The 16,441-nt window shown below is 76.3% G+C and carries 11 protein-coding genes; 5 read left to right on the top strand and 6 right to left on the bottom strand.

Going from position 1 to position 16,441, the window contains the following annotated elements; translation table 11 throughout:
- Positions 1 to 501 precede the first annotated feature (501 nt).
- Genes ACZ52J_RS15210 through ACZ52J_RS15200 form a run of 3 tightly spaced genes read left to right on the top strand, consistent with a single transcriptional unit; the run spans position 502 to position 3,592 of the window.
- Positions 502 to 663, top strand: a complete 162-nt coding sequence (locus tag ACZ52J_RS15210) for a hypothetical protein (protein ID WP_360503033.1) — start codon at positions 502 to 504, stop codon at positions 661 to 663.
- Positions 660 to 3,026 carry a heavy metal translocating P-type ATPase gene (locus tag ACZ52J_RS15205; protein WP_465618933.1) on the top strand — a complete coding sequence of 789 codons (2,367 nt, stop codon included), beginning with the start codon at positions 660 to 662 and terminating at the stop codon, positions 3,024 to 3,026. The genes ACZ52J_RS15210 and ACZ52J_RS15205 overlap by 4 nt, the downstream gene beginning before the upstream one ends.
- A gap of 50 nt (positions 3,027 to 3,076) precedes the next feature.
- Positions 3,077 to 3,592, top strand: coding sequence for a copper chaperone PCu(A)C (locus ACZ52J_RS15200; RefSeq protein WP_465618931.1), 516 nt, complete (start codon positions 3,077 to 3,079; stop codon positions 3,590 to 3,592).
- A gap of 88 nt (positions 3,593 to 3,680) precedes the next feature.
- On the opposite strand, the gene ACZ52J_RS15195 is transcribed toward ACZ52J_RS15200, so the two are convergent.
- Positions 3,681 to 4,559: a universal stress protein gene (locus ACZ52J_RS15195; protein ID WP_465618929.1), complete on the bottom strand. Its 879-nt coding sequence runs from the start codon at positions 4,557 to 4,559 to the stop codon at positions 3,681 to 3,683.
- Between the two features lie 357 nt (positions 4,560 to 4,916).
- On the opposite strand from ACZ52J_RS15195, the gene ACZ52J_RS15190 reads away from it, so the two are divergent.
- Positions 4,917 to 6,614: a sensor histidine kinase gene (locus ACZ52J_RS15190; protein ID WP_465619228.1), complete on the top strand. Its 1,698-nt coding sequence runs from the start codon at positions 4,917 to 4,919 to the stop codon at positions 6,612 to 6,614.
- Positions 6,615 to 6,752: 138 nt separating this feature from the next.
- On the opposite strand, the gene ACZ52J_RS15185 is transcribed toward ACZ52J_RS15190, so the two are convergent.
- From ACZ52J_RS15185 to ACZ52J_RS15170, 4 genes are all read right to left on the bottom strand, one after another.
- Positions 6,753 to 9,023 carry a hypothetical protein gene (locus ACZ52J_RS15185; RefSeq protein WP_465618927.1) on the bottom strand — a complete coding sequence of 757 codons (2,271 nt, stop codon included), beginning with the start codon at positions 9,021 to 9,023 and terminating at the stop codon, positions 6,753 to 6,755.
- Positions 9,020 to 9,715 (bottom strand): ABC transporter ATP-binding protein, encoded by a 696-nt coding sequence (locus ACZ52J_RS15180; RefSeq protein WP_465618925.1) that lies wholly within the window; start codon positions 9,713 to 9,715, stop codon positions 9,020 to 9,022. The genes ACZ52J_RS15185 and ACZ52J_RS15180 overlap by 4 nt, the downstream gene beginning before the upstream one ends.
- 224 nt (positions 9,716 to 9,939) lie before the next feature.
- On the bottom strand, positions 9,940 to 10,314 hold the full coding sequence (locus ACZ52J_RS15175; protein ID WP_465618923.1) for a hypothetical protein: 375 nt from the start codon (positions 10,312 to 10,314) through the stop codon (positions 9,940 to 9,942).
- 313 nt (positions 10,315 to 10,627) lie between these two features.
- Positions 10,628 to 11,365 carry a response regulator gene (locus ACZ52J_RS15170; protein WP_465618921.1) on the bottom strand — a complete coding sequence of 246 codons (738 nt, stop codon included), beginning with the start codon at positions 11,363 to 11,365 and terminating at the stop codon, positions 10,628 to 10,630.
- A gap of 610 nt (positions 11,366 to 11,975) precedes the next feature.
- Here ACZ52J_RS15170 and ACZ52J_RS15165 point away from each other — a divergent pair.
- On the top strand, positions 11,976 to 13,835 hold the full coding sequence (locus ACZ52J_RS15165; protein WP_465618919.1) for an AfsR/SARP family transcriptional regulator: 1,860 nt from the start codon (positions 11,976 to 11,978) through the stop codon (positions 13,833 to 13,835).
- A 19-nt stretch (positions 13,836 to 13,854) separates the two neighbouring features.
- On the opposite strand, the gene lanKC is transcribed toward ACZ52J_RS15165, so the two are convergent.
- Complete coding sequence (gene lanKC, locus ACZ52J_RS15160; RefSeq protein ID WP_465618917.1) at positions 13,855 to 16,425, bottom strand: class III lanthionine synthetase LanKC; 2,571 nt, start codon at positions 16,423 to 16,425, stop codon at positions 13,855 to 13,857.
- Positions 16,426 to 16,441 lie beyond the last annotated feature (16 nt).

Raw genomic sequence — 16,441 nt, 5'->3', positions numbered from 1 at the left:
TCCGGGATCGGCCACTGGCCGTCGGTGGCGAGCGGGGAGGACACCCCGCGCCTGGTGAGTCCCGGTAGTTCTCGCTGGATCTCGGCCCTGGTGGCGGCCTTGGTCCGTTGGCGGCTGAACCGGGTCATGCAGAAGTCCCCCTGGTGGGTGGTCAGGCTGAGGCGCGGAGGGGTGGAGAGAGGCGGGGATGGCGGGGCTGAGGTGCGGGGCCGAGGTGTGCGGGCGCACGCCGGGACGGCGCCTCCCGGGATCAGAAGTGGCACCGGTGGCACTTGTTTTTGTCAGGAAGTAACCGGGGCCGGGCGCATCGGGAGGCGCCGTCCCGGACGCTACCGGGTCGGGCCCCGGCCCGTCATCCGAATTGTTCGGCTGGTTCGCGCGGGGACTTCGCCGGGGGATTCACCAGAGGATTCGCCAGGGGATTTCGGAGCGTACGGGAACCGATCCAGGGATCCGTCCGACTGCTGTGGGGTGAGTGCGAAATCGCCGGGTGTCCGGCCGTTGAGTGTGCTGGCAGGGTTCGCCCTGCTGCTGGTGGTGGTGTTCGTGGTGGCCTACGGGGTGGGCCGGCAGGTGGGGCCGGTGGCGCCCGGGCTGCGGCCGGGCAGCGGGGGCGGGGCGTCGCCGGGGATGGACGGGCACGGCATGGGCGGGATGCGATGAGCGCCGTCGCGGGGACCGACGCCGACGCCCTGGTGTCCACCGATCTGGCGGTGGGCGGGATGACCTGCGCGGCGTGCGTGGGCCGAGTGGAGAAGCGGCTGGGCCGGATCGACGGCGTGACGGCCGGGGTGAACCTGGCGACCGGGCGGGCCCGGGTCCTGCACCCGGCCGACGTGTCGGCCGCCGACCTCGTGGCGGCCGTCGAACGGGCGGGCTACACCGCCGCGTTGGCGCCGGCCGGGGTCCCGGTCGGGGCGGCGGCGGAGGAGCCGGACGAGCGGTGGCGACTGCTGGTGACGGCGCTGCTCGCCGTCCCGGTGCTGGTCCTGTCCATGGCGCCCGGGCTGCAGTTCACCGCCTGGCAGTGGGTGTGCTTCGCGCTGGCCGTCCCGGTGGTGACCTGGGGCTCGGCCGCGTTCCACCGCCGGGCCTGGCAGGGGCTGCGGCACGCGGCGGCGACCATGGACACCCTGGTCAGCCTGGGCGTGGTGGCCTCCTTCGGCTGGTCGGCGTACGCACTGGTGTTCGGCGGGGCCGGGGATCCGGGCATGCGGATGCCGTTCTCGCTGACCGCCGACAGCGGCGGCACCGCGCACGTGTACCTGGAGGCGGCGGTCGGGGTGCCGCTGTTCGTACTGGCCGGGCGTCTGCTGGAGGGCCGGGTGCGCCGGCGCAGCGGTTCCGCGCTGCGGGCGCTGGCCGAGCTGGGCGCCAAGCAGGTGTGCCTGCGGCAGGCGGACGGCGAGGAGCGTCTGGTACCGATCGAACTGCTGCTGCCCGGGCAGGAGTTCGTGGTGCGCCCGGGCGAGCGGGTGGCCACCGACGGGGTGGTGGTCGAGGGCGGTTCGGCGCTCGACCTGAGCCTGCTGACCGGGGAGAGCGTGCCGGTCGAGGTCGGCCCCGGGGACCGGGTGGCGGGCGCGACGGTGAACGTCGGCGGCGCGCTGGTGGTCCGCGCCACGGCCGTCGGCGCGGACACCCAGCTGGCCCGGATCACCGCCCTGGTGGCGGACGCCCAGGCCGGGAAGGCGCGGGCGCAGCGGCTGGCGGACGCGGTGGCCGGGGTGTTCGTGCCCTGTGTGCTGACGGTCGCGGCCTCCGTGCTGGGCTTCTGGTTGGGCGCGGGCGCGGCCCCACAGGCCGCGGTGACGGCGGCCGTCGCGGTGCTGGTGGTGGCCTGCCCGTGCGCGCTCGGGCTGGCCACGCCGACGGCGCTGCTGGCGGCGACCGGGCGGGGCGCGGAGCTGGGTGTGCTGGTGCGCGGCCCGGAGGTGCTGGAGAGCCTGCGCCGGGTGGACACCGTGGTGATGGACAAGACCGGGACGCTCACCACCGGCCGGATGGAACTGACCGCGGTGACCACGCTTGAGGGAGCTGCGGCCGAGGGAGCTGCGGCCGAGGGCGCTGGGGCCGACAGCGTCGCGGCCGACAGTGCGGCGGCCCACGGCGGTCCGGCCCACGGCGCCGGCGAGGAGGAGGCGCTGCGGCTGGCCGGCGCGGTCGAGCACCGCTCCGAGCACCCGATCGGCCGGGCCGTCGCGGCGGCGGCCCGGGAACGCTGCGGCGACCTGCCCGCCGTGGACGGCTTCGCGGCCGCCACCGGCCTCGGGGTGTCCGGGACGGTCGAGGGCCGGGCCGTCCGGGTGGTCCGCCCGGACGGCATCGCGCTGCCCCCGGCCCTGGCCGAGGCGGTGGCCCAGGCCGGGAACGCGGGCCGCACCGCCGTCCTGGTCGAGCTGGACGGGCGCCCGGCGGCCGTCCTGACGGTCGGCGACACGCTGCGCTCAGGCAGCTGGCGGGCGCTGCACCGGCTGCGCGGGATGGGCCTGGAGACCGTCCTGCTGACCGGGGACGGCCCCGGCGCCGCCCGGGCGGTGGCACAGGAGCTGGGCATCGAGCGGGTGCACGCCTCGGCGTCGCCCGAGCACAAGGCCGAGGTGGTGGCCGAACTGCGCGCCGCCGGACGGACCGTGGCCGTGGTCGGCGACGGCGTCAACGACGCGGTCGCGCTGGCCTCGGCCGACCTCGGGGTGGCACTGGCCTCGGGCAGCGACGCCGCGATCGGCGCGGCCGGACTGACCCTGGTGCGCGGCGACATCGAGGCGGTGGTGGACGCCGTACGGCTGGCCCGGCAGACCCTCGCGACGATCCGGGCCAACCTGCTGTGGGCTTTCGGCTACAACCTGGTGCTGATCCCGCTGGCCGCGGTCGGACTGCTCAACCCGATGCTGGCGGCGGTCGCGATGTCGCTCAGCTCGTTGCTCGTGGTGGGCAACAGCCTGCGGCTGCGCACCTGGGAGCCGGGGCGGGGCGGTTCGGCGCGCGGGATGGGCCTCGACCGCCGGAAGGGGGCCCGGCGATGAGCGCGCGGGAGGGAAGCCCGGCGACGGGCGCGCGGGAGGGAAGCCCGGCGATGACCGCGCGGAAACGGGTCTCGGCGATGAGTGCGCTGGAGCGGCTGAAGGTCGTCGGCCCGCCGGTCGGCGCGGCGGCGCTGGCGCTGGTCCTGCTCACCGGGTGGACGGCGGTGGGCGGGGCCGGCCGGACCCGCCCGGTCGAGGCCGGGCCGGGCTGGGTGCTGCTGCCGACGGCGGGCGCGGCCACGGCCACGTCGGCCTTCTTCACGATCCGCAACCCGGGCGACGTGCCGGACGAACTGACCGGCGCCAGCTGGGAGTTCGGCGGGCGGATCACCCTGAAGCGGCACCTCCACCAGGGCGCGGCGGGCCGCTGGGAACCGGCCCCGGCCCTGCCCGTACCGGGCGGCGGCGAGCTGGCGATGTCCCCGGAGGACGCGGACCTGATGATCGCCGACCCGCCGCCGCTACGGGCCGGCCAGTGGGTGGAGTTCACCCTCGCCTTCCGCCACAGCCCCGAACTACGGCTCAGGGCCCAGGTACTGGCACCGGCTGACCGGCCGCGCAACTAACCGGCGGGCTGCATGCGCCGGCCCCCGGCGGGCGACAGCCGTTCGGCTCTGTCTCCCGCCGGGGGCCGGGAGCCCCGCCGTGGTCGCCTCACTCGTGCGGGACGACCGCCACCGGCGCCTCCGCGTGGTGCAGCACCGCGTGCGCGACCCGGCCGAGCCGGGGGCCGAACTCGGCCGGGCGGTGGCGTCGGCCGACGACGACCAGCGCGGCCCCGGCCGAGGCCTCGACCAGCGCGCGGGCCGCGCCCAGCCGGACGTCCTCGACCACCGCGACGTCCGGGTACTGCTCGCGCAGCCCGGCCAGGGCCAGCGAAAGCAGCTTCGCCTCCAGCGCCTCCAACTGGGCGACCTCACCCTCCGGGACAGCCCCGCCCGCGTAGCCGAACAGCGGCGGCAGGTCCCAGCCGTGCACCGCCCGGACCCGGGCACCGCGCAGGGCGGCCTCGCGGAAGGCGAAGGCCGACACCTCCTCCGCCGGGCTGTGGCCGTCGACGCCGACCACCACCTCCTCCGCCGCCGCCTCCACACCCTCCTGGGCGTCGCGCACCACGACCACCGGCACCGGGCTGCGCCCGGCCGCCGACCTGCTGACCGAACCGAGCAGCAGCCCGGTGAAGCCGCCGAGGCCGCGCGAACCGAGCACCAGCAGGTCGGCGTCCGCGGCGGCGGCCACCAGGCCGTCGACCGGCGCGTCCAACACCGCGTCGGTCTCCACGGCCAGCTCCGGGTGGCGCCCGCGGATCTCCTCGGCCGCCGCGGCCAGGGTCCGCTGGACGGCGTCGGGCAGGTCGTCGGGCTCGGCGTAGGAGGACACCCCGTCGGTCAGCCACGGCCACGCGTACACCAGCCGCAGCGAAGAGCCCCGGCGCACCGCCTCCGCCGCAGCCCAGTGCACGGCGGCCGTGCTCTGCTGCGAACCGTCGACTCCGGCCAGCACGGTCGACGTCGACTCGCTCCGCTCGCTCATGAACGTTCCTCCAGGTGTCGTCAGTCGGCGGTTCGGCACCGGACACGGCGCGCGCTGACGCCTCGTCCGCTCCTCCCCATCCTGGCAGCGGCGCCCGGCCCCACGACAGAGGCCGCAGGGCCCTCGGCCACGGGACGAAAGGCCCGCCCGACGGAGCCTACGACCGACCCCGCCGTGCACCCCGCCGACACCCGGGCACTACCGTGAACGGGACATTCCCGCTGGTCGGACGGCGCCCGCGCCGGGCGGGGGCGGGGGCAGAGGTGGGCCGGTCGACGCAGGGCCGGGTCGGGGCGGGACACGAGGAGGACAGCGGTGGGCGGAGCGGACGGCGGCGCGGCGGGTGGCGGCCCTCGGATGCCCCGGCTGCGCCTGGACGAGCTGCTGGAGGAGCTCCAGTGGCGGATCGACGCGGCGCGCGGCACGCAGAACCGGGTGCACAGCCTGCTCGAGGCGGTGCTCGCGGTCGGCCGCGAGCTGGACCTGGCACAGGCGCTGCACCGGATCGTCGAGGCCGCCGTGGACCTGGTGGACGCCCGGTACGGCGCGCTGGGGGTGATCGGGCCGGACGGGCACTCGCTGTCGCAGTTCCTGACGGTGGGTCTGACCGACGAGGAGATCGCCGAGATCGGCCCGCCGCCCTCGGGCCGGGGCATCCTCGGCGAGCTGATCCGCGAGCCCCAGCCGCTGCGCTGCCCGGTGCTGTCCGACCATCAGGCCTCGGTGGGCTTCCCGTCGAACCACCCGCCGATGCACACCTTCCTGGGGGTGCCGGTGCGGGTGCACGGCGAGGTGTTCGGCAACCTCTACCTGACCGACAAACGCGGCGGGCTGGACTTCGACGAGGACGACGAGGCGGTGATCGCCACCCTGGCGGTCGCGGCCGGGGTGGCGATCGACAACGCCCGGCTGTACGAGGAGGCGCAGCAGCGCCAGCGCTGGCTGCGGGCGAGCACCGAGATCACCCGCAGCCTGCTGTCGGGCGCGCCGCGCCTGGAGGTGGTCGAGCTGATCGCCCGGCGGGCCCGGGAGATCTCCGGCGCCGAGCTGGCGGACGTGTCGGTGGTGCTGGCCGGCCCGCGGGAGCGGGCCGAGGAGCTGACCGTGGAGGTCGCGCTGGGCGGCACCCCGTCGGCGCGGCTGGGGGTGACGGTGCCGGTGGACGGCACGCTGTCCGGCGCCGCGTACGTCTCCGGTTCGCCGGTCACCAGTGACGAGCCGGCCTGCGACGCGCGCTTCCCGGCCGGCCCGGCGGGCCGCTTCGACGGGTTGGGCGCGGCGGTGGCGGTGCCGCTGGGCACCGGCGCCGGGTACGGGCGGGGCGTGCTGCTGCTGGCCCGGGCGCAGGGGCAGCCGGCTTTCGGGCCGGAGGAGACCGGCCCGCTGCTGGGCTTCGCGGACCAGGCCGCGCTCGCTCTGGAGTTGGCCGAACGGCGGCGCGACGCCGAGCAGTTGAACCTGCTGGAGGACCGTGACCGGATCGCCCGGGACCTGCACGACCTGGCGATCCAGCGGCTGTTCGCGACCGGGATGACGCTGCAGAGCGCGGGCCGGCTGATCGAGAGTCCGGCGGCCGCGGACCGGGTCGCCCGGGCGGTGGCGGACCTGGACGAGACCATCAAGATCATCCGCTCGACCATCTTCGGCCTGCGCGCCCACAGCGAGCCCGACCACGGCCTGCGCGCCCGGGCCACCCGGGTGGTCACCGAAGCGCAGGGACCGCTCGGCTTCGCACCCCGACTGAGCATGGAGGGCCTGCTGGACACCGACGTGCCGCAGGAACTGGCCGAGCACGTGGTGGCCGTCCTGGCCGAGGCACTCAGCAACGCCGCCCGGCATGCCCGCGCCTCCCGGGTCGAGGTGACACTGCGCGCCCTCGCCGGGCGGGTGGTGCTGACCGTCACGGACGACGGCGTGGGCGTGCCCGAGGGCGGACGGCGCAGTGGCCTGCACAACCTCGCCGAGCGCGCCGCCCGGGTCGGCGGGTCCTTCACCGTCGGCCCGGGCGAGGACGGCGGAGCCCGGCTGGTGTGGGAGGCCCCGATCGGGCCGTGAGGCCCCCGTGGGAGGGCCGGAGGGCGGGCGTTCTCCCGCCGGAGCCGGTCCCGGTGCGATCGGCTCCGACGAGAGAAGAACATGACGCCTGGGGAGTTGGCGCTGCGTCCAGCTCCCTGCCACTCAGGCCCCGGCCGGTCAGTCCCCCGTCGGTGTCCAGCGCCTGCCGAGGCCGGCCGCGGCGGTTCCGGCGGCGGCGGCGATGACGGCGGCGAGCAGCGCGGCCGTGCCGAGCAGCACGCCGTAGTCGGTGAGCGACCGGGCGGGGGTGGCGAGCATGGCGGGGGTCTGGATCCGGGGCAGGGCCAGCACCGTGTCCAGGGCGATCGCGAGCAGGACGGCGGTCAGGACCGGCAGGCCCAGCAGGTGCCGGGCGGCGGCCCGGACCAGCGTGCCGTCACCTCCCAGGGGTGTGAGCGGCGCGACCGCGGTGGCGAACTGGAGGGCCTCCGCCAGGGCGCCGAACCCGATCGCGAGCAGCAGCACCAGGGCGCCGGCCCCGCCGAGGAAGGTCACCCAGCGGGCCTGGTGGGCGCCGGCCGCGGATTCGTCGCGCTGACCGGGGACGTCGACGTTGGCGGTCACCCCGAGGTGCCGGTACGCGGCGGCCTTCACCGCCGGGACGTCCAGCGGGCTGTCGCTGTCGCGGTCGTGGTCGCCGATGACGGCCAGCCAGAGCGAACCGTCGTCCCGTAGACCGGCGAGCGCCCCGGCGCGCACGGTCACACCGGCCGGCGTGGCGCTCCCCCGGTCGTCCAGCACGGCCTCGCGCAGCCGCCGGTCGAGGCTTCCGGCGGGGACGGTGGCGCTTCCGCCCCCGGCGGGGCAGGGCAGGGCGAGCGCGGTCAGTTCCGCGCAGGGTGCCTGGATCAGCAGGCTGCCGGCCGGGCCGGAGCCGAAGGAGACGGTGTGCGCACCGGGCGGGAGCGCGGCGAGGAAGCGCTGGTCGGGTCGGGCGGCCGCCGAGGCCTGGATGACCGCCGCCCTGCCGACCCCGGCCGCCGCCACCCGGGAGGGGCCGCCGGAGGACATGGTGGTGTAGTCCGTGAGCAGTTGCGCCTCGCCGAGCAGGCCGACGCAGATCAGCAGGGCGCTGGTCAGCCTGGTCACCAGGCCGGGGTTGGCGGCGGCCGTCCGGGCCGCGATCAGCGCGGGGCCGCGGCTGCGGCGGGCAGCGGCCGCCGCGAGCGGGCCCACCGCGCGGGAGACGCCCCAGGAGACGGCCGCGGGCAGCGTGGCGAGCAGTCCGGTGGTGGCCACGATGAACACCTGCGCGCTGAGGTGGCCCCCGTCGAACAGGGGGCCGGCGCACCAGGCGAGCAGGAGGAAGCCGCCGCACATCCCGAGCCCCGGCGCCCGGAGCAGCCCCTCCGTTCCCCGGCCCGGCCTGGCCGCCCCGGTACCGGCGGGCCGCGTCGGACGGCCGGTGCCGGTGGCGCTCCGCGGCCGGACCAGGACGAGGACGGCGCCGACGAGCGCGGTGGCGAGAACGGTGGTCGCGCCGAGCCAGGGCCAGGCCCGCCGTAGGTCCACGGCGGCCAACCGGTAGTGGATCCATGGCAGTTCGACGTCGACGGCCAGGAACGGCAGGAGCAGCACGGTGCCGGCCACGGCACCGGCCGCGACGGGCCGGACCGCCGCCGCGAGCACGGACTTGGCCCGATCACGGCGGCGTGCGCCGAGGACGGTCAGCAGGGCGAGCCGCCGGTCCTGCCGGACGGCGCCCATCCGGGCGGCGGCGACGGCCAGCACCAGGGCGGGCAGCGCGAGGAGGACCGCCATCGCGGCCGCCAGCTCGGCGGCCGGACGGACGATCCGGATGTCGCCGAACGCCGCTTTGGAGCCGTCGCCGTAGCCGGTGATGCCGACCCACCGCTTGGTGGTCGCGGCCATCTCGGGGGTCGGCCGGACGTAGGCGAGCCGCTCTCCGGGGGAGGCCAGGCCCTGCTGCGCGATGGTTCCGGCGACCGTCCCGTAGCGGTGGGTGAAGTCCTCCTCCGGCGGCCCGTCACGCAGGGCCGGGGAGAGCAGCACCTCGCCCGGGGCGGGCCAGTGGGCGACACCGGGGGGCAGGGGTGCGGCGTCGGTCAGCGGGGAGATCAGGACGACGGCGAACTGGCGCCCCCGGTAGGAGTCCCAGTGGCTGGTCCACAGGGCGGTGGAGTGCTCTCCCTCGGCGGCTATCACCGGGTTTCGGGCATCCGAACGGGTCTCGCGTCCGGTGTAGGCGGCCGTGGTTGCCACGAACGCGCCGCCGGTGAGGACCAGCACCGCCGTGGCGCAGAGCAGGGCGACGAACCGCGTCCACGCGCCCGCGCCCGCCCACTCCCCCGGCCGACCGGTCGGCCGGCCGTCCGGCCGCTCGACCCGAGGGGTGCCGCTCCCGCGCGGCCCGGGCCCGCCGTTCACCGGGCGCCACCGATCAGGGCGGAGTCCTCGACCAGTTTCCCTGCCCGGAGCAGCACGGTCCGGTCGGCGGCGGAGGCCACCGCCGAGTCGTGTGTGACGACCACCAGGGCGCAGCCGCGGCTCCGGGGCAGGTCGAAGAGCAGTCGCGTGATCCGGTCGCGGGCCGGTTCGTCGAGGGATCCGGTGGGCTCGTCGGCGAGCAGCACGGGCGGGGCGCCCATCAGGGCCCGGGCGATGGCGGTCCGCTGGCGTTCGCCGCCGGACAGCGCCGCCGTCGTCACGCCCGCGCGATGGGTCAGGCCCACGTCGGACAGCAGTGCGCGTGCCTCGGCCAAGGCGTCCCGCCGGGACCGGCCGGCCAGCAGACCGGCCAGGGCCACGTTCTCCACCGCCTCCAACTCCGGCAGCAGTTCACCGAACTGGAACACCATGCCGACCCGGTTCCGGCGGAAGGCGGCGAGACGGGCACCGCTCAGCCGGGGAACGTCCTCGCCGGCGACCCTGAGCTCGCCGGCCAGCGGCCGGGCCAGGCCGATCATCAGGGCCAGCAGCGAACTCTTGCCGGTACCGGACGGTCCCATCACCGCCACCGATTCGCCTGCCCCGACGGACAGTTCGGCCCCGTCCAGGAGTCGGCGGTCGCCGATGTGGTAGCTGAGCCTGCGGATGACGACCGGCGGTTCGTCAGTCATGTACGGTCCGGGCCTTTCGTAGCCGCTGTGTGTTCACGAATGGTGGAGTTCCGCCTCGGGCGGCGGGGGGGTGGGAATTCGGAGTTCAGTGGGCTGGGGGGAGTTGGGGTCCGGCGGGACGGGCAGCGCTACCCGCCCCGCCGGACGTCACCGGAAGGTCACCGGGACACCGCCGGGGGATCCCCGGGACGTCGCCGGGGATTCACCTAGGGGTCGCCCGGGGATCAGTGGTCGTCGGACCACCAGATGCTGCAGTAGTCCTCCGCTGCGGGCATGGACACGCAGGTCTTCATGTCCCAGATGACGCCGCCCGCGCCGCTGTAGCTGGTGGTGCCCTCACCGCTCTTGTTCCACAGCGAGTAGAGCTCGGTGCTCGGGTAGTTGCGGTTGTACCGGGTGTAGACGGGGTTGCCGTCCGCCTTGGTGTCCATCACCGCGGCCATGGCGTTCGGGGCGCCGGCGCCACTGCCGGTCCGCCACGAGTGCGAGCCCGTGGTGTAGCGGTCCATGTCGGCGTGGGCGACGCCCGCGCCACCGGCGACGACGGCAAGGCCGGCCGCCATCAGGCCGATCCGGGAAGCGGTTTGACGGAAGTTCATGACTCTTTCCTCCATGGGTGGTTCGGGCATTCCCCAGGGGCGCTCCTGCCGCGCCCTGCACACATCCGACGGATACCGGCGATCGAATGTGACGGCACGGAAGAGAAATTCGAAAGTTCGGGGAAGTACCACGGGAGGCAATGCATCCGTCACGGACAGCTACGCCAGGCGGCCGATGACGGCCGGGAGGGCGTCAATGATGTGGACCACCCGTCCGACGGCGCCCCGGGCCGACAGCTCCAGCGCCCGCTTCCGGTCGAGTTCACGGAGAGCGGGCAGGTCATCGGGCCGGCCCTACGAAGAGTGCCGCCCGTCAGCCCCGGCCGCCGCGCAGCGGGGACGGCCGCGCGGCGGCCGCGCGGCGCAGCTCGGTGGCGATCAGGGCCGCCTGCACCCGCCGCTCCACGCCGAGCTTGGCGAGCAGCCGCGAGACGTGGTTCTTCACCGTCTTCTCGGCGAGGTAGAGCCGTTCCCCGATCTGCCGGTTGGTCAGGCCCTCGCCGATCAGCGCCAGCACCTCCTGCTCGCGCACGGTCAGTCCGGGACCGGCGGTGACCGGCTGGGCGGGTTCGGCGTCGCTGCGCAGCCGGTTGAGCAGGCGGGTCGTCGCGCCGGGGTCGAGCATCGAGCGGCCGGAGGCGACGGTGCGGACGGCGGTGACCAGGTCGGTCCCGCTGATCTGCTTCAGCACGTACCCGGCGGCGCCCGCCATCACGGCGTCCAGCAGCGCTTCCTCGTCGTCGAAGGAGGTGAGCATCAGGCAGGCGAGGTCGGGCAACCGGGAGCGCAGCTCGCGGCAGACCGAGACACCGTCCCCGTCGCCCAGGCGGACGTCCAGCACGGCGACGTCGGGCCGCAGCGCCGGCACCCGGACCAGCGCCTGCTCGGCGGTCGCCGCCTCGCCGACCACCTCCAGGTCCGGCTCGCCGTCCAGCAGGTCGTGCACGCCTCGGCGCACCACCTCGTGGTCGTCCAGCAGGAACACCCGTACGGGTGCCGGGGCCCGGCACCCTCGGCCTTGGTCGCCATCGCGCGGCTCCACCTTCGTCACCCCCGCCCACTCCCAGCGGGGCCCCGGGGCATCATCGCCCACCGCGCGGCCGGGTCCCAGGGCCGAAGGGCCCCATTGCGTCGGGCTCGGTGGCTCTGCCAACACCTACCCAACACCCGCCCGGGACCGCCCCCGGCCCCGGGCCCCGCCCGGGACCTCCCGACCGAGACCTCCCGACCGGGAGCTCCCGGCCACACCCCCATCCGCTCGGGCTGCGCTCGCCCGGCTGCGGAGGCCCGGTCGAGAACCACCGGAACGCCGCCGTCCCGACGTCCCCGGACACCCGGCCGACGAACGCCCCCACACCACCCGCGCCCCGGGTCCCGCCGCCGCCCCGCACCCCGCCCGGCCTGCCGGAACGCCATCCGCACACCCCTACGGAACCACCCACCGATCCCATCCTCGGGCGCCCGAGCTGTGAGGGCGGAGTGCGCGAACCCGCCCGATTCCGTGCCCTTCAGTGCCGATCGACCGTCAAGTAGCCTGCGCGCACCGACGAACCGCCATCGCCGCTTTCGACGGACCGCCATCGCACCGCCCTCGGACCGCCCTCGAAGCGCCTTCGCACCGCCGAACGGTCACGCCCCGCCCTCGCCCCGGAGGTACGCCGATGCCCCTGGCCCAGACCGCCGCCCCCGCCCGGCTGCGCTTCTCCGTCCTCGGCCCGCTCGCCGGCGAGGCCGGCGGCCGCCCGCTGGCCCTCGGGCCGCTGAAGCAGCGGCTGGTGCTGGCCGTGTTGCTGAGCCGCGTCAATACGGCCGTGCAGGTCGACCTGCTCACCGACGCGGTCTGGCCCGAGGAGCCGCCGCGCACCGCCCGGAAGAACCTCCAGGTCTACATCTGCACCCTGCGCACCCTGCTCGGCCGTGAGGACGGTCCCGACCGGCTGGTCCACTCGGCCGGCGGCTACCTGCTGCGGGCGGCTGAGCCCGAGCTCGACCTCCTGCGGTTCCGCGCCCTGGCCCGGGCCGGCCGGGCGGCCGCCGACGGCGGTGCGCTGGCCCCGGCCGCCCGGCTGCTGCGTCAGGCCCTCGACCTGTGGCAGGGCGCGCCGCTCGCCGACCTGCGCTCCTCGCCCGCCGTCGAGGCCGAGGCCCGGCGGCTTGAGGCCCGCTGCCTGGGTGTTCACGAGGACTGGGCGGAAACGGAGTTGGAGCTGGGCAACGCCGCCGCCGTCGCCGAGGAGCTGGCCGAGCTCGCCGAGCGCCACCCGCTGCGCGAGCGCCTCCAGGCGGCCCGGATGAACGCGCTGCACCTCTCCGGCCGACAGGCCGAGGCGCTCGCCGTGTACGACACCCACCGTCAGCTGCTCGCCCGCGAGTTGGGCCTGGAACCGAGCCCCGCCCTGACCGCTCGCTACCGGGAGCTGCTCGCCCGTGGCCGGAGCGGGCCCGCTGCGGCCCGCCCGGAGCGCGGCGCCGCCCCGCACGGCGTCCTGCTGCCCGCCGACACCGCCGACTTCACCGGGAGGAGCGTCGAACTGCGGGAGCTGGTCGCCGAGTTGGGCGAGGCTAGTGGGCGCGTCACGGTGCTCTCCGGGCCGGCCGGCAGCGGCAAGACCGCGCTCGCCGTGCACGCCGGCCATCTGCTCGCCGACCGTTTCCCGGACGGCCGGCTGCTCGTCCGGCTGCGCACCGGCGACGGCGCCCCGCGCCCGCTGCCCGAGGTGCTCGCCGAACTCGCCACCCTGACGGCCCTCTCCACCCTCTCCACCCGATCCGGCGCCGCCCCCGTGGATCCCGCCCCGGCCGACCCCGGCCAGGCCGCCGCCCTGTGGCGGGCCTCGCTCGCCGGACGCCGGATGCTGCTGATCCTGGACGACGCCCCGGGCGAGTCCGTGGTCCGTGAGCTGCTGCCGGGCCACGGCCCGAGCGCCGTCCTGGTCACCTCCCGCAGCCAGCTCGCCGGCCTGGCCTCGGTGCACCGGATCACCGTCCCGCCGCTGGCCCCCGCCGAGGCCCTGGAGCTGCTCGGCCGCATCGTCGGCACCGGCCGGATCGGCACCGACCGTGCGGCGGCCGCCCGGATCGTGGACGCCTGCGGGCTGCTGCCGCTCGCCGTCCGGGTGGCGGGCACCCGGCTGGCCGTGCTGCGCCACCTCCCGCCGGCCGAGTACGCGGCGCGGCTGGAGGATCCGGCGGGCGCCCTGGACGAGCTGGTCGCCGGGGACGTCACCGTCCGCGCCCGCCTCGACTCCGGCTGGCGTGACCTCACCGACCAGGGCCGGCTCGCCCTCGCCCGGCTCGCCGCCCTGCCGCTGTCCCTGCTCTTCACCCTCCCGGAGGCCGCCGCCGCCCTCGGCCGCCCCGAGCGGCTGGCCCTGCGCACCCTGGAGTCGCTCACCGACACCGGGGCGGTCACCTCCCCCGTCGGCGAGGTCACCGCCCACGCCGCCCTCTACGCGCTCCCCCGGCTCACCCACCTGCACGCCCGCGAGCGCGCGGCCGCGCACCTGGACATCACCTCCTGACGCGCCGTCAACATCCTGATCACCCCAGCGTCAGCAGGTCCAGCACGTCCCCGCGCTCCTCCTCCAGCCCCCACAACCCCAGCAGCACGCCCGCCGCCCCCGTGTGCAGGTCCGCCGAGAAGCGCCGCAGCCGCATCCCCGGCACCAGCAGCCCCTCGGGCCGTGCCGCCAGGTGCCACTGCAGACGCGCCACCTGCCCGGCCACGGCCTCCGGCGTCCCGCCCAGCCGGTCCAGCGCCAGCGTCAGCCCGGCCCGCCCCCGGAACAGCCCGGGCTCCCGGATGAACCCGGGCGCGCAGACCTTCCGGACGTCCGCCAGGAACGCCTCCCCGCCGGGCAGTTCGGCCGCCTCCAGGTACTCCCGCAGCACCAGGGCGATCCCGCTGCTCCCCCGGTCCAGGTACGCCAGCCGCCGTCCGGCCTCCAGCACCTGCAGCGACCCGTCCGGCACCCGGACGCACTGCGCCGTCGCCCGTTCCAGCGCGAGGCGCGCCGAGTCCAGCAGCCACGGCTCACCGGTGCGGCGGTACAACCGCAGCTGCAGCAGCGCGATGCCCGCCAGCCCGTACAGCAGCCCGGCCGCCGGGGGCGCGTCCAGCCCGTCCACCGTCTCGCCCCGGACCACCGCCGCCAGCTCGCAGGCGTCGGCCAGCGCGTCCGCCGCCTCCCGCCGGCTGTCCAGTGCCTCCGCCAGCCGTAGCCGGGCGAGCGCGGCGCCGGCCCGGCCGCCGAACAGGCCGGCCTGGCGCGCCGGACGGGCCGTGCGCGCCCGGGCGACCAGTTCCTGCGCCGCCTCCGGCCGCCCCACCCGGGCCAGCACGACCGCGACGCCGAGCGGGCCGTCGTACAGCCCGGCCGTGCCCGGCCGCGCTCCGCGCCGGCGCAGCGCGGCGACCAGCCAGTCCGCGTACTCCTGCGGCCAGTCGGCGCCCGCGCGGTGCAGCGCGTACAGCACCCCGGCGGCGCCGTGGGCGACGCCCGTACCGCCGTCGGCGAACCCGGCCACGTCCCCGGGGAAGAGCCGGTCCGGCCGGTCCGGGGTGGCTCCCGCGTGGATGCCCGCGATCAGCTCGCGCCGCGCCGGGGTCCAGGAGGGGCCGTCCAGCAGCTCACGGCCCCGCCGCTCGCTCGCCGACTCCGTGCACGCCGTCAACGCCGTCCGCGCCCCTGCCGCTGCCCCTGCCCCTGTTCCTGTTCCTGGCCGCACCGGCCCCTCCTCCGGCCCGAGTCCGAACCACTCCCGCGCCCGCCGTTCCAGCGCCGCGAGCTTCCCCGGGTCGCGGTCGGCCAGCTCCAGCACCGGCATCAGCAGCATCAGCCAGGTCGCCCACAGCATGAACCGGTCCGCCTCGGCGCCGTCGAGGCCCGGCGGGATCCGCAGCCCGGCCGCGCCCGCCGTCGGCACCCGCCGGTCGTCCAGCTCCGCCGCGTACTCGAAGTCCACCAGCACCACCGAACCGTCCGGCCGGAGCATCACATTGGCCGGGTGCAGGTCCCCGAACCGCACGCCTCGCCCGTGCAGCGCGCCGAGCGCCCTCTCCAGCGCGGCGACCACCCCGCCGACCCAGTGCGCGTACTCGGCGCGCTGCTCGGCCGTGCAGTTCTGGTGCACCAGCGGATAGCGCCGGATCGCCTCGGTGAACAGCTGGACGCCCTCGATGTGCTCCTGCACCAGGAAGGTGTGCTCCCACACCGTCCGCACCTCGTGCAGCCGGGGCACGCAGTCCAGCCCGGCCAGCCGTTCCAGCGCCCACTGCTCGCGCCGCAGCCGGGTCGGCGCGTCCGCACCGGCGGCGTCCAGTCCGGCGTACGGGCGGGCCTCGCGCAGCACCACCCGCTCCCCGGTGCCCGGGCGCTCGGCCAGGTAGATCCCGCCGGCGCCGGAGAACTGCAGCACCTCGAGGATCCGGTACGGCAGGTCCCCGGCGGCCGCGTCCCGCGCGGCCAGGTGCGGGCGCAGCAGCTCGGGCGGCTCGACCCACTCCGGCAGCCGGAACACCGGCTCCCGCGAGTCCGGCACCAGTTCCCCGGCGGGGTCGCGCAGCGCGGGCACCGGCCGGCCGGTCTCGTCCTGGCACCACAGTTCGACGAACGCGCCGTAGCGTGCGTACACCGGGGCGGTGCCGATCCGCAGGTCGGTCAGCACGTACGGCCCGGGGCGCCCCTCCAGTTCTTCCGCCAACTCCGCTGCCAGCCGCGCGAATTGCTCATCGGATTCCGGGTAGACGGTGATGAACTTGCCGCCGCTGCCGCGCCCGGTGAACTTGCCGTTCGCCACCCGCAACGCCGCCGCGCTGCGCAGGAACTTGAACGCCACCCGGTGCGTCCGGCAGATCCGCGCGACGACGGCCAGTGTGCCCTCGGCGCCGCCCTCCACCGCCGACACGTGCAGCTTCCAGCCCTGCCCCGGCAGCCGGACACCGTCGGGCCGCAGCACCGTCCACAGTCCGCGCTGCTCGCGCCGCCAGCCGTCGGGCGGCTCGCCGAGCCCCAGCGGGTAGCGGCTCGCCCGGTCACGCAGCCGCCCGGGGGTGTCGTAGTACGTCGGGTCGGCGAGGCAGTACAGCTGGGTCTCGTGGGCGCCGGCCATGGCGCGCCTCCTCTTC

Source organism: Kitasatospora sp. NPDC034035 (genome assembly GCF_055575755.1).
Note: the sequence above shows the minus strand (reverse complement) of the source record. Positions and strands in the feature narration are given on the sequence as shown.